We start from the raw sequence: 13175 nt of genomic DNA, 5'->3' as shown, positions 1-13175 counted from the left end.
CTCCGTTGTCTTTTATGCTTTCAGGCTGCCGGGTGGATGCGTCTTGCCGCCTATCCCCGGAAGCGGTACTGCTCCAGCGACTCCGGCTTCATCTCGATGGAGAAGCCCGGCCGGCTGGGCGGCATGTAGGCCGCGTTCTTCACCACGCAGGGATCGACGAAATGCTCGTGCAGGTGATCCACGTATTCGGTCACGCGCCCTTCCTTGCTGCCGGAGATGCACACGTAGTCGATCATCGACAGGTGCTGCACGTATTCGCACAGGCCGACGCCGCCGGCATGCGGGCACACCACCAGCTTGTACTTGGCGGCCATCAGCATCACCGCCAGGATTTCATTGACGCCGCCCAGGCGGCAGGAGTCGATCTGCACCACGTCGATGGCGCCGCGCATGATGAACTGCTTGAACAGCACGCGGTTCTGGCACATTTCGCCGGTGGCGACCTTCACCTCGCCGATGCCCGCGCGGATCTTGCGATGGCCTTCGACGTCGTCCGGGCTGGTCGGTTCCTCGATGAACCAGGGCTTGGCGAAAGCGAGTTCGTTGACCCAGTCGATGGCCTGGTCGACTTCCCACACCTGGTTGGCGTCGATCATCAGCTGGCGCTGCGGCCCCAGTACTTCGCGCGCGATGGTGACGCGGCGCTTGTCGTCGGCGAGGTCGCGGCCGACCTTGAGCTTGACGTGGTTGAAGCCCTGGTCGATGGCTTCCTGGCACAGGCGGCGCAGCTTGGCGTCGTCGTAGCCCAGCCAGCCGGCCGAGGTGGTGTAGCAGGGGTAGCCTTCCTGCTGCAGGATGCGGATGCGCTCGGCCTTGCCCGCCTCCTTCTCGCGCAGCAGCGCCAGGGCCTCGTCGGGCGTGATGCAATCGGTGATGTAGCGGAAGTCGATGGCGCGCACCAGCTGTTCCGGCGACATGTCGGCCACCAGCTTCCACAGCGGCTTGCCTTCGGCCTTGGCCCACAGGTCCCAGGCGGCGTTGACCACGGCGCCGGTGGCCAGGTGGATCGCGCCCTTGTCCGGGCCGATCCAGCGCAGTTGACTGTCGGAGGTGACATGGCGCCAGAAGCGTCCCATGTCGGCGGCGATCCATTCCAGCTCCAGGCCGACCACCAGGTGCTCCATGGCCTTGATGGCGGCGCAGCAGATCTCGTTGCCGCGGCCGATGGTGAAGGTCAGGCCGTGGCCCTTGAGCTGGTCGTTGTCGGTATCGAGGATGACGTAGGCGGCGGAGTAATCCGGATCCGGATTCATCGCGTCCGAACCGTCCAGCGATTGCGAGGTGGGGAAGCGCACGTCGAGGACGCGCAGGGCAGTGATCTTGGTCATCGGTCAGTCGTTGTGGGTTGCTGGCGGCGGCTGGATTGTCTGCGGCATCGTATCTTGGCACCTTGAAACAACTCACAAATAAAATTTATTTTCATATGTGAGATCGACAGCTTACCCCTGATCGCCGGCCCTCTCTCACTCTGGACCGATGAAGTTTCCAGCGCGACCGATATCAATATCAAGATGCCTGAAGGACAACTTAATCCAATATAAGTAAAAAATACTTTTACAAATAAAATTCCGTGACTTATAAATTCTTCTAGAATCTGTCCCCACGACGACCCAACGACAACAGGCCACCATGCCAAGAACCAGAAAGATCACGCCGCCGGAATCGGGCGCCGTCCAGACCGCAGCCGACATCGACGACGACAGCGCGGCCGGCGGCAAGAACCGCTATGCCGCCCCGGCGCTGGACAAGGGCCTGGACATCCTGGAACTGCTCTCGCGCTCCGAACAGATGCTGACGCTCAACCAGATCTCCCGGCAGCTGGGCCGCAGCGTCAACGAAATCTTCCGCATGGTGGTGACGCTGGAGCAGCGCGGCTACCTTGCCGCCGACAACGACCACTATCGCCTTTCGCTCAAGCTGTTCGAGCTGGCCCACCACCACCAGCCGATCCGATCGCTGGTCAGCACCGCCCTGCCCCACATGCGCGAGCTGGCCAACCGCGCGGTGCAATCGACCCACCTGACGGTCTACGAGGCCGGCCGCGTGATCGTGGTGGCCCAGGTCGACAGCCCGGAGCGCTGGGCCTTCGGCCTCAAGGTCGGCGCGCTGGTGAGCCTGACCGACACCGCCTCCGGCCACGTGCTGCTGGCCTTCCGCGACCAGGCCGAACGCGCCCGCATGCTGGCCGACCACGTGCGCATGGACGGCGAGCAGGAGATCGAGGCGGCGCAGCTGATGCGCCAGATCGACGACACCAGGAAGCGCGGCCACTCGCGCATGGACAGCCGCCAGATCCGCGGCGTGATCAATCTTTCCTATCCGGTCATGGGCGCCAACAATCGCATGCTGGCGGCCCTCAACGTGCCCTATATCGAACGCATCGACAAGAAGGTCAATCCCAGCCTGGACGAAGTGCAAGGCATCGTCCAGGAGATCTCTGCGCGCTTGTCGCGGCTGATGGGCGACTCCAGTTTCGGCGCCTAGGCGCAGTCGGCCTCAACCGCCGAAACGCGCCTCAGGCATGCCGCGCACGCCGACCGCGGCGGCGAACAGCGCGCCGGCCATCGGATCGGCCACGCGCTGCTCCTGCGTCATGCCTTCGTGCGCGCTGGTGATGTACAAGGTGGAGAAGTCGGCGCCGCCGAAGGCCACGCAGCTGGGCTGTCCGGCCGGCACCTCGACGATGCGCTCGATGCTGCCGTCGGGCGCGAAGCGCACTACCCGCGCGCCGCCCCACTGCGCGTTCCAGACATGGCCCTCGGCATCCACCGTCGATCCGTCCGGGCTGCCCGGCTGGCCGGCCAGGTCGGCGAACACGCGCCGGTTGGCGACGCCGCCGTCCGGCAGGTTGTAGTCGACGCACATGATGCGCTTGTCCAGCGTGTCGCAGTGATACATCAGGCTGCCGTCGGGGCTGAAGCAGATGCTGTTGGAAATGGCCACGCCCGGCAGCGCCAGGCGCTCCAGGGTGAGATCGGTATTGAGCCGGTAGAAGCTGCCGATGGGCTCGCGCGCGGGATCCTCGTTGAGCGTGCCGAACACGAAACGGCCCTGGCGGTCGCAGCGGCCGTCGTTGAGGCGCGTGGTGGGCAGGTCGTCCTCGACGCGGCAGATCGGCGCGATGGCGCCGGTGGCCAGATTGAAAAAGGCCAGGCGCGACTCCAGGCCGATCAGCAGTTGATCGGCATCGGCGGTGAAGGCGTAGCAGCACAGCCGCTCCGGCATGCCCCAGCTGCGCGTGGCACCGCTTTGCGGGTGATGGTTCCACAGGCGCGAGGCCAGGATGTCGGTCCAGAACACCGACTGCGTGCGCTCGCACCACAACACACCCTCGCCCAATTCATGGCGGCCATCGACGACCAGTTGCGCTTTCATCAAGTGAATTCCCGTATTCTTTAATTAACAGTTACGTTATGCACAGCCGGAAAATGATCACACGGCAACCGCAAAACACGAACAAAAAAGAAAAAAGGGCGAGCTTGCGCCCGCCCTCAACTACATCAAGACCACCTCAGGAAGGATTTCACATCATTAGAACGAGTGGGCAACGCCCCAGTACGCGCCGGTCTGGTTGAAGCCCGAAGCGCCGGCGGTATTGCCGCCGTTTTCCAGCTGGTGCGAAGCGCCGGTGCCGTTACGCACGGTGCCCACGTCGAAGTACAGCAGGGTACGCTTCGACAGGAAGTAGTTGATGCCGGCCATGTACATGTTGGCCGTGCCGCCGCCGCCGGTCTTGCTACCGGTGTTGGCCACGCTGGCGTTGTTGGCATTCACGTGGAACACCGCGCCGACCAGCTGGAATTGCGGAGTGACATCATAGTTGGCGCCGATCCAGTAGTGGTTGGCGCGGGTCGGATCACCGGCGACAGCGTCAGGCGCGCGCAGGTTTTCATAACCGGCGAACAGCTTGAGCTTGTCGAACTTGTAGGTGCCGCCCAGGATCAGTTCCTTGGAGTGGCCCCAGATGTCGCTGTAGTTACCGTTGGCGTCGCGCACCACGTCATAGATCAAGCGCAGTTCCAGGCCGTTCTTCTGGTAGGCCAGCGAGATGCCGTCCTTGCGGCCATCGCTGGAACCGGCATTGGGCACGCCGCCGCTGAACGAACCCGGCTTCTCGCCCAGGCTGGTCTGCACGCCGACCGTGAAGCCGCCCATGTCCGGGCTGGCGTATTCGATCACGTTGCTGGCGCCCGGCCAGTTGCGGCCGTTGACCAGGCTGGCGGTGCCGATGGCTTGCTGGCCGGTCGGATCCAGGTACCAGACATCGTTGTTGATGAAGAGGTTCTTACCGAACTTGATGGAACCGGCGGTGGCCGAGGACAGACCGACGTAGGAACGACGATTGAACAGCGCGGTGCCGTTGCTGGTGTCGGAACCGTTGAAACCGCCCTTGGTCGAATTGAAACCGGATTCCAGCAGGAAGAAGGCATTGTTACCGCCGCCCAGGTCTTCCGTACCCTTGAAGCCGATCATGCTGGTGCCCCATTGGTTGTTCGCCGCGCTCCACTTGGTGCCTTGGCCATTGGGACCTGCGTTGGTCAGGACGTCGACGCCAGCGACCACACGACCGTAGATGGTCACGCTGCTTTGTGCGTGCGCTTGGGCGGAAAATGCACCCAGCAGCGCGAGCGCGCACAGGGTTTTTGCTCCAGTAAAGGATGGCTTCACTTGCTTCATGAATAGTCTCCGTGATATTGCCGTTTAAATTATTTTCGTCGGTGGGCTGGGCGGTGCAGCTTGCACTTTCGACCATCCGGAACCTGACGCGGCCCTGACGGTCTCCCAACTTTTTGTTCTGATGCTGCCCGACCTTCTCTTCTCTCATTCCCGGTTGCGTTCGTTTGAATTTATGCGAGCCCGGAATGTGGCTAGATACTAAGTATTCGGCACATGTCTTTCCAATGAATTCTTTAGCAAATCCGATATGCGATTTGATATCATCATTCGCGGCAAAAAATTCCAACTAAAAAATTTACAAAAGAACCTCGGAGACATATGAAGAACAGTGATCCCAACTGGTTCCTCCGGGCGCGATTGAAGACACGCCAACTCTTGCTGTTAATCGCCCTCGACGACACCCGCAACATCCACCGCGCCTCCAGCGAACTGAACATGACCCAGCCGGCTGCCTCCAAGCAGCTCAAGGACCTGGAAGACATGCTGGGCGTCTCGCTGTTCGAGCGCCTGCCGCGCGGCATGCGGCCCACCATCTACGGCGAGGCGATGATCCGCCACGCGCGCATGGCGCTGACGAGCTTGTCGAAAGCGCATGAAGACATCGTGGCGCTGAAGTCGGGCCTGTCGGGCCAGGTGGATGTGGGCGTGATCCTTTCGCCGGGCATGGCGCTGCTGCCGCCGGCGATCGCGCGGGTCAAGGAAAGCGCGCCGATGCTGCGCATCGGCGTGGAAGTGGAAAGCAGCAACATCCTGCTGTCGCGCTTGCTGCACGGCGAGCTGGACTTCATCATCGGCCGCATCCTCGATGACGAGGCGCGCAGCGGGCTGCACTACGACGAACTGGCCGACGAGCCGGTCTGCGCGGTGGCCCGCGTGGGACACCCGTTGCACGCGCGCACCGACCTCAAGCTGTCGGACATGGCCAATGAAGCATGGATCATGGCGCCCAAGGGCAGCATCCTGCGCGCGCGCTGCGACCAGATGTTCCGCGAGGAAGGGCTGGCGCCGCCATCCAATGTGGTCGACACCACCGCCATCCTGTTCATCACCAGCCTGTTGCAGCAGACCGACTTCCTGTACGCCATGCCCACCGAAGTGGCGCGCTACTACACGCAGGCGCGGCTGATGGACATCCTGCCCATCGAACTGCCCTGCCGCATGGCCGGCTTCGGCATCATCACGCGCCAGGACAACCTGCTCTCGCCCGGCGCCACGCTGCTGCTGCAGGCGATCCGCGAAGTGGCGAAGATGATCTACTGATCGTCGTGCGCCCTGCCTGCGGGCGCACGCGCTTCACCGCACCGGCACATTATGCTGCCGCCCCGCGGATCCGCGCCTCCGAGTTTTATTAAGAAATGTAAGGAAGCGTAAGCTTGCCGCACATGAGCAAAAAAAGCATACGGCGCGGCGCATACGGATCCCTGAAATATTATTTTTTCGGCAGCTGCTCATGAAAAAAAGAGTCGCCATTTGGCGACTCTTTTTTATTTGGGGCGATAAAAGCAGCCTGGGGCGACGCCATGGATATCGCTTTCGATATCCGCCGCGCCCGGGCTCATACCCAACCGGCGTCGACGATGAATTCCTGCGCGGTGCACATCGCACTGTCGTCGGCGGCCAGGAACAGCACCATGCGCGCCAGGTGCCACGGCAGCAGCTCGCCCTGCAGGCATTGGTTGCGGGCGATCGCCTGCTTGCCTTCCTCGTCCAGCCACAGCTTGATCTGGCGTTCGGTCATCACCCAGCCCGGCGTGACGGTATTGACGCGGATATTGTGCGCGCCGAGGTCGCGCGCCAGGCCGCGGGTCAGGCCCAGGGTCGATGCCTTGGCCGTGGTGTAGACCGGGAAGCCGCCGCTGGACTGGTGCCAGCTGATCGAGCTGAAGTTGATGATGGAGCCGCCGCCGCGGCGCTTCATGCCTTCCACCACCGACTGCACGGCGAAGAAGTACGGACGCTGGTTGATCGCGATGCGCTCGTTCCAGTAGTCCAGGGTCACGTCTTCCAGCTTGTGGCGCTCGTCATTGGCGGCGTTGTTGACCAGCACGTCGAAGTCGCCCAGCTCGCCCTGCAGCTCGGCGATGATCTTCTGGAAACCGGGAATGTCGCGCAGGTCGCAATGGCGGAACAGCGGCTTGGGATAGCCGGCCTCGGCCAGCTCGCGGCACAGCGCTTCGCTGGCGTCCCTGGCGATGTCGACGAATGCCACGTACGCGCCCTGCCGGGCAAACGACTCGACGATGGACGCGCCGATGCCGGTGCCGCCGCCGGTGATGAAGACGCGCTTGCCCTTGAGGCTGGGGAAGCTCGCCAACTGGTTGTTCTGCGGATTGCTGCTCATTTGTTCTCCTAGGACGCGCGCCTCACCGCGAGGCGCGCGCGTGTCGATTCTTGTTGGGTTGGATCAGTGCGAATGCTTGGGCACCGCGGCGCCGCGGCAACCGACCAGGAAGTCGAAGTCGCAGCCTTCGTCGGCCTGCAGCACGCGGTCCACGTACAGCGACTGGTAGCCGCCGGCCATCGCAGGCTTCTGCGCGGCCAGGGTCTTGGCGCGCTCTTCCAGGCGGCGCTTCATTTCCTCGTCGCTGATGTCCAGCTGCAACTTGCCGGCGTAAGCGTCGAGCTCGATGAAGTCGCCGTCCTGAACGATGCCCAGCGGACCGCCGGCGGCGGCTTCCGGCGCCACGTGCAGGATCACGGTGCCGTAGGCGGTGCCGCTCATGCGCGCGTCCGAGATGCGCACCATGTCCTTGACGCCGGTGGCCAGCACCTTGGGCGGCAGGCCCATGTTGCCGACCTCGGCCATGCCGGGGTAGCCCTTGGGACCGCAGTTCTTCATCACCAGCACGCAGCTGGCGTCGACATCCAGATCAGGATCGTTGATGCGTTCCTTGTAGTGCGAGAAGTCCTCGAACACCACGGCGCGGCCGCGGTGCTTCATCAGCTCGGGCGAGGCCGCTGAGGGCTTCAGCACCGCGCCGCGCGGCGCCAGGTTGCCGCGCAGGATGCACATGCCGCCGTCGTCGATCAGCGGGTTCTTCAGCGGGCGCACCACTTCGTCGTTATAGATCGGCGCGTCCTTGACGTTTTCCCACATGGTCTTGCCGTTGGCGGTCAGCGCGTCCGGGTGCGGCAACAGGTCGGCCTCGCCCAGGCGGCGCATCACCGCCGGCAGGCCGCCGGCGTAGTAGAACTCTTCCATCAGGTAGCGGCCCGAAGGCTGCAGGTCGACGATGGTCGGCGTGCCGCGGCCGACGCGGGTCCAGTCTTCCAGCTCCAGGTCCACGCCGATGCGGCCGGCGATGGCCTTCAGGTGGATCACGGCATTGGTGGAGCCGCCGATGGCGGCGTTGGTGCGGATGGCGTTTTCAAACGCCTTGCGGGTCAGGATCTTGGACAGCTTCAGGTCTTCCCACACCATGTCGACGATACGCATGCCGGACAAGTGCGCGAGAACATAACGGCGCGCATCGACTGCGGGAATGGCGGCATTGTGCGGCAGCGACACGCCCAGCGACTCGGCCATGCAGGCCATCGTCGAGGCGGTTCCCATGGTGTTGCAGGTGCCCGCCGAACGCGACATGCCGGCCTCGGCCGCCATGAAGTCGTGGATACTGATCTCGCCCGCCTTGACCTGCTCGGAGAGCTGCCACACCACGGTGCCCGAGCCGATGTCGCGGCCCTGGTGCTTGCCGTTGAGCATCGGGCCGCCGGTCACCACGATGGCCGGCACGTCCACGCTGGCCGCGCCCATCAGCAGCGCCGGCGTGGTCTTGTCGCAGCCGGTCAGCAGCACCACGCCGTCGATCGGGTTGCCGCGGATCGATTCCTCGACGTCCATGCTGGCCAGGTTGCGGGTAAGCATCGCGGTCGGGCGCAGGTTGGACTCGCCGTTGGAGAACACCGGGAACTCCACCGGGAAGCCGCCCGCCTCGATGATGCCGCGGCGCACGTGCTCGGCGATCTTGCGGAAGTGGGCGTTGCAAGGGGTCAGCTCGGACCAGGTGTTGCAGATGCCGATCACCGGCTTGCCCTGGAACTCGTGGTCGGGGATGCCCTGGTTCTTCATCCAGCTGCGGTACATGAAGCCGTTCTTGTCGGCGGTGCCGAACCAGCCGGCCGAACGCAACTGGCGGCTCTTGTCTTTCTTGTCGTTGCTCATCTCTAAGGTTTCCTGATCTTGAATGAAAAAGCGGGCATCGCTGCCCGCCCTTCCCGGTGCGTATTATTTGTTCTTGTTATAGACGTCGAAGCACACGGCCATCAGCAGCACGAAGCCCTTGATCATCTGCTGGTAGTCGATGCCGATGCCCATGATGGACATGCCGTTGTTCATCACGCCCATCACGAAGGCGCCGATGACCGCGCCCATCACCTTGCCCACGCCGCCGGAAGCCGAGGCGCCGCCGATGAAGCAGGCCGCGATCACGTCCAGCTCGAAGCCGAGGCCGGCCTTGGGGGTGGCGGTATTGAGGCGGGCCGCGAAGATCAGGCCGGCCAGCGCCGACAGCACGCCCATGTTGACGAAGGTGAAGAAGGACACGCGCTCGGTCTTGATTCCCGACAGCTTGGCCGCCTTCTCGTTGCCGCCCACGGCGTAGACGCGGCGGCCCAGCGTGGTGCGGTTGGTGATGAAGGTGTACAGCACCATCAGCGCGAACATGATGATGAGCACGTTGGGCATGCCGCGATAGGTCGCCATCAGGTAGCTGAAGGCGATGATGGCGGCGGCGAACAGGCCGTTCTTGAGCAGGAAGAACAGCTGCGGCTCATCTTCCATGCCATGCTTGGTCTGCTTGCGACGGGCGTGGATCTTGACCAGGATCAGCACCACGGAGGCGACCACGCCGACGACCAGCGAGGTGGTGCGGAACTGGGTGTTGTCGGTCAGCTCGGGAATGAAGCCCGAGGACAGCATCTGGAACGCCGGCGGGAACGGGCCCAGCGACTGGCCCTGCAGCAGCGCCAGCGCCATGCCCTTGAACACCAGCATGCCGGCCAGGGTGACGATGAAGGACGGGATCTTGAAATAGGCGATCCAATAACCCTGCGCCGCGCCGATGACCGCGCCGGCGATGATGCAGACCACCGAGGCGGTCACGAAGTCCCAGCCATAGTCCACCATCAGCACCGCCGCCAGCGCGCCGATCAGGCCCACCACGGAGCCCACCGAAAGGTCGATGTGGCCGGCCACGATCACCATCAGCATGCCCAGCGCCATGATGACGATGTAGCTGTTCTGCAGCACCAGGTTGGTCAGGTTCAGCGGACGCATCAGCGTGCCGTCGGTCATGATCTGGAAGAACGCCATGATCGCCACCAGCGACAGCAGCATGCCGTACTCGCGCATGTTGTTCTTCAGGAAGCCGCCATAGTCCTTCTTGTCAGCCGGTGCGCCTGCGGGCAGCGACTCTTTATTGCTCATGTTCATGGTCTCCATGTTGTACTCCTTAGATTCTCTTGTTGCGCATGATGGCGCGCATGATGCTTTCCTGGCTGGCTTCCTCGCGCGGGAACTGTCCCACGAACTGGCCTTCGTTCATCACGTAGATGCGGTCGCACATGCCCAGCAGTTCGGGCATTTCCGACGAGATCATGATGATGCACTTGCCCTCGGCCGCCAGCTTGCTGATGATGTTGTAGATCTCGAACTTGGCGCCGACGTCGATGCCGCGCGTAGGTTCGTCCAGGATCAGCACCTCAGGCTGCGAGAACAGCCACTTCGACAGCACCACCTTTTGCTGGTTGCCGCCGGACAGGTTGACCACCTTCTGCAGCACGCTGGAGCAGCGGATGCGCATCTGGCTCTTGAAGTCGGCCGCCACCTTGTATTCGCGCGCCTCGTCGATCACGGTGCGCTCGGAGACGCCGCCCAGGTTGGCCAGCGAGATGTTTTTCTTGATGTCTTCTTCCAGCACCAGGCCGTCGCCCTTGCGGTCTTCGGTGACGTAGGCGATGCCGTGCGCGATGGCCTTCTGGATGCTCGACAGGTCGACTTCCTTGCCGTGCAGGAAGGCCTGGCCGGTGATCTTCTTGCCGTAGGCGCGGCCGAAGATGCTCTTGGCCAGCTCGGTGCGGCCGGCGCCCATCAGGCCCGCGATGCCGACGATCTCGCCGGCGCGCACGCTCATGTTGACGTCCTTGATGGCCAGGCGGTCGGAATGCAGGGGATGGTGCACGCGCCAGTCGCGCACTTCGAAGATGATGTCGCCCAGTTGCGGCTCGCGCTGCGGATAGCGGTCGGCCATCTCGCGTCCGACCATGTGCTGGATGATGCGGTCTTCGCTGATCGGCTCGGCGCGGCAGTCGAAGGTGTCGACGGTGGAGCCGTCGCGCAGCACGGTGATCGAATCGGCGACTTTGGAGATTTCGTTCAACTTGTGCGAGATCAGGATCGAGGAAATGCCCTGGGTCTTCAGCTCCAGCAGCAGTTCCAGCAAGGCGTCGCTGTCGCTCTCGTTCAGGCTGGCGGTGGGTTCGTCCAGGATCAGCAGCTTGACTTCCTTGGACAGCGCCTTGGCGATCTCGATCAACTGCTGCTTGCCCACGCCCAGGTCGCCGACCTTGGTCAGCGGCGACTCTTTCAGGCCGACCTTGGCCAGCAGCTCCTTGGCGCGCGCGTAGGATTGCTCCCAGTCGATGACGCCGCCGCGGGCCTGCTCGTTGCCCAGGAACAGGTTTTCCATCACCGACAGCAGCGGCACCAGCGCCAGCTCCTGGTGGATGATGATGATGCCCAGGTGTTCGCTGTCGCGGATGTCCTTGAAGGAGCGCACGTCGCCCTTGTAGACGATGTCGCCGGAATAGGAACCGTGGGGATAGACGCCGGAAAGGACTTTCATCAGCGTGGATTTGCCGGCGCCGTTCTCGCCGACGATGGCGTGGATCTCGCCTTCGCGCACCGCCAGGTTGACGTTGTTCAACGCCTTCACACCCGGGAAACTCTTCTCGATGCTGCGCATTTCCAGAATGTTGCTCATGATGCGGACCTCTTGTTCTGCCGGCCATCCGTTCGTGGCGGGGCCGGGCTTTTTCGTCTCGTCTGCGTTGCTTGGACGCAAGCGCAGCTTCCTGAATGCAATAGTCCCGCACAGGTGCGGGACTATGCTGTTCTTATGATTGCTGGTCTTGCGGAAAATTCAGCGGGCGGCGCATGTTCAGCATGTTCAGTTTCCCGCGATACTGCCCGACAGGCCGCCCGCTCGTGCTTACTTGACCTGGGCTTCGGTGTAATAGCCGCTGTCGATCAGCACAGGCTTCCAGTTGCTCTTGTCGACGACGACCGGCTTCAACAGGAAGGAAGGCACGACCTTCACGCCGTTGTTGTAGGTCTTGGTGTCGTTGATCTGCGGCTGCTTGCCGCCCAGCACCGCGTCGACCATGCCCACGGTGACCTTCGCCAGTTCGCGGGTGTCCTTGAAGATGGTCGAATACTGCTCGCCGCGGATGATGGACTTCACCGACGGTACTTCAGCATCCTGGCCCGACACGAACGGGAACGGCTGCGACGCCGAACCGTAACCCACGCCGCGCAGCGACGACAGGATGCCGATCGACAGGCCGTCATACGGCGACAGCACCGCGTTCACCTTGGCGTTGGTGTAGTAGGCCGACAGCAGGTTGTCCATGCGGGCCTGGGCGGTTGCCGGATCCCAGCGCAGGGTCGCGACCTTGTCCATGCCCATCTGCTTGGAGCGCACCACCAGCTTGCCGCTGTCGATGTAGGGCTTCAGGACCGACATGGCGCCGTTGTAGAAGAAGAAGGCGTTGTTGTCATCCGAGGAGCCGCCGAACAGTTCGATGTTGAACGGACCCTTGCCGTCCTTCAGGCCCAGGGCCTTTTCCAGCGACTGCGCCTGCAGCACGCCGACCTGGAAGTTGTCGAAGGTGGCGTAGTAGTCGACGTTCTTGGAACCGCGGATCAGGCGGTCATAGGCGATGACCTTGACGCCCTTGTCGGCGGCTTTCTGCAGCACGTCGGTCAGGGTGGTGCCGTCGATGGCGGCGATCACCAGCACCTTGGCGCCCTTGGTCAGCATGTTCTCGATCTGGGACAGCTGGTTGGGGATGTCGTCTTCCGCGTATTGCAGGTCGGTGTTGTAGCCCTTCTCTTTCAGGACCTTCACCATGTTGTTGCCGTCGGCGATCCAGCGCGCCGAGGACTTGGTGGGCATCGCCACACCGACCAGCGACTTCGATTGCGCGCTGACCTGCGCGCTGACGGACATCAGGGTGACGCCCAAGCCGAGCGCCAGCCCGGTCAATACCGATTTGATCTTCATGCCGTATGTCTCCTGTTATGAATGGCGTGTTGTTGTTGTCGAAACAGCGCCACCGGGTTTTGTTGTGCAAGTGGTGCAAGTGACGCATTACGCAGTGGCACTGTTTTGCGGCCTCTACATTAATGACTTTACCAATACATTTCTAATGATTTTTTGAGCGTAATGGATATGCTTTTTAGTATGACTCCCTCTATGTAAAGTTATCTGAAGTTATCT

The 13175-nt window shown here is 62.7% G+C and carries 10 protein-coding genes; 2 read left to right on the top strand and 8 right to left on the bottom strand.

Annotated features, from left to right (window positions below; all coding sequences use genetic code 11):
* Positions 1 to 50: 50 nt before the first annotated feature.
* Positions 51 to 1328, bottom strand: a complete 1278-nt coding sequence (locus tag Herbaro_RS04465; protein WP_275012637.1) for an L-fuconate dehydratase — start codon at positions 1326 to 1328, stop codon at positions 51 to 53.
* Between the two features lie 301 nt (positions 1329 to 1629).
* On the opposite strand from Herbaro_RS04465, the gene Herbaro_RS04460 reads away from it, so the two are divergent.
* The gene (locus tag Herbaro_RS04460) at positions 1630 to 2484 is read left to right on the top strand and encodes an IclR family transcriptional regulator (protein ID WP_275012636.1); all 855 of its coding nucleotides are present in this window, start codon (positions 1630 to 1632) and stop codon (positions 2482 to 2484) included.
* A gap of 12 nt (positions 2485 to 2496) precedes the next feature.
* Here the strand turns inward: Herbaro_RS04460 and Herbaro_RS04455 are convergent, their stop codons facing one another.
* Both Herbaro_RS04455 and Herbaro_RS04450 read right to left on the bottom strand, forming a co-directional pair.
* Positions 2497 to 3375, bottom strand: coding sequence for an SMP-30/gluconolactonase/LRE family protein (locus Herbaro_RS04455; RefSeq protein ID WP_275012635.1), 879 nt, complete (start codon positions 3373 to 3375; stop codon positions 2497 to 2499).
* Positions 3376 to 3531: 156 nt separating this feature from the next.
* Complete coding sequence (locus tag Herbaro_RS04450) at positions 3532 to 4677, bottom strand: porin (protein WP_275012634.1); 1146 nt, start codon at positions 4675 to 4677, stop codon at positions 3532 to 3534.
* Positions 4678 to 4995: 318 nt separating this feature from the next.
* Here Herbaro_RS04450 and Herbaro_RS04445 point away from each other — a divergent pair, with 318 nt between their 5' ends.
* Entirely contained in the window at positions 4996 to 5937 is a 942-nt protein-coding gene (locus Herbaro_RS04445; RefSeq protein ID WP_275012633.1) for a LysR family transcriptional regulator, read from the top strand.
* Between the two features lie 295 nt (positions 5938 to 6232).
* Here the strand turns inward: Herbaro_RS04445 and Herbaro_RS04440 are convergent, their stop codons facing one another.
* The 5 genes from Herbaro_RS04440 to chvE all read right to left on the bottom strand — a co-directional run bounded on the left by Herbaro_RS04440 (position 6233) and on the right by chvE (position 12959).
* Positions 6233 to 7018 carry an SDR family NAD(P)-dependent oxidoreductase gene (locus Herbaro_RS04440; RefSeq protein WP_275012632.1) on the bottom strand — a complete coding sequence of 262 codons (786 nt, stop codon included), beginning with the start codon at positions 7016 to 7018 and terminating at the stop codon, positions 6233 to 6235.
* A 63-nt stretch (positions 7019 to 7081) separates the two neighbouring features.
* Complete coding sequence (locus Herbaro_RS04435; protein WP_275012631.1) at positions 7082 to 8839, bottom strand: IlvD/Edd family dehydratase; 1758 nt, start codon at positions 8837 to 8839, stop codon at positions 7082 to 7084.
* Between the two features lie 63 nt (positions 8840 to 8902).
* Positions 8903 to 10117, bottom strand: coding sequence for a multiple monosaccharide ABC transporter permease (gene mmsB, locus Herbaro_RS04430; RefSeq protein WP_275012630.1), 1215 nt, complete (start codon positions 10115 to 10117; stop codon positions 8903 to 8905).
* A gap of 10 nt (positions 10118 to 10127) precedes the next feature.
* Entirely contained in the window at positions 10128 to 11657 is a 1530-nt protein-coding gene (gene mmsA, locus Herbaro_RS04425) for a multiple monosaccharide ABC transporter ATP-binding protein (protein ID WP_275012629.1), read from the bottom strand.
* A 228-nt stretch (positions 11658 to 11885) separates the two neighbouring features.
* Entirely contained in the window at positions 11886 to 12959 is a 1074-nt protein-coding gene (gene chvE / locus Herbaro_RS04420; RefSeq protein WP_275012628.1) for a multiple monosaccharide ABC transporter substrate-binding protein, read from the bottom strand.
* Positions 12960 to 13175 lie beyond the last annotated feature (216 nt).

The organism is Herbaspirillum sp. WKF16, assembly GCF_028993615.1.
In the GTDB taxonomy this organism is placed as follows: domain Bacteria; phylum Pseudomonadota; class Gammaproteobacteria; order Burkholderiales; family Burkholderiaceae_D; genus Herbaspirillum.
The sequence above is the reverse complement of the archived record's forward strand: the minus strand, read 5'-3'. Positions and strand labels throughout refer to the sequence as shown.

Excerpts from the sequence above, each read along its gene's own strand:
- Herbaro_RS04465 (WP_275012637.1), bottom strand. The coding sequence starts at position 1,328 with ATGACCAAGATCACTGCCCTGCGCGTCCTCGACGTGCGCTTCCCCACC.
- Herbaro_RS04460 (WP_275012636.1), top strand. The coding sequence starts at position 1,630 with ATGCCAAGAACCAGAAAGATCACGCCGCCGGAATCGGGCGCCGTCCAG.
- Herbaro_RS04455 (WP_275012635.1), bottom strand. The coding sequence starts at position 3,375 with ATGAAAGCGCAACTGGTCGTCGATGGCCGCCATGAATTGGGCGAGGGT.
- Herbaro_RS04450 (WP_275012634.1), bottom strand. The coding sequence starts at position 4,677 with ATGAAGCAAGTGAAGCCATCCTTTACTGGAGCAAAAACCCTGTGCGCG.
- Herbaro_RS04445 (WP_275012633.1), top strand. The coding sequence starts at position 4,996 with ATGAAGAACAGTGATCCCAACTGGTTCCTCCGGGCGCGATTGAAGACA.
- Herbaro_RS04440 (WP_275012632.1), bottom strand. The coding sequence starts at position 7,018 with ATGAGCAGCAATCCGCAGAACAACCAGTTGGCGAGCTTCCCCAGCCTC.
- Herbaro_RS04435 (WP_275012631.1), bottom strand. The coding sequence starts at position 8,839 with ATGAGCAACGACAAGAAAGACAAGAGCCGCCAGTTGCGTTCGGCCGGC.
- mmsB (WP_275012630.1), bottom strand. The coding sequence starts at position 10,117 with ATGGAGACCATGAACATGAGCAATAAAGAGTCGCTGCCCGCAGGCGCA.
- mmsA (WP_275012629.1), bottom strand. The coding sequence starts at position 11,657 with ATGAGCAACATTCTGGAAATGCGCAGCATCGAGAAGAGTTTCCCGGGT.
- chvE (WP_275012628.1), bottom strand. The coding sequence starts at position 12,959 with ATGAAGATCAAATCGGTATTGACCGGGCTGGCGCTCGGCTTGGGCGTC.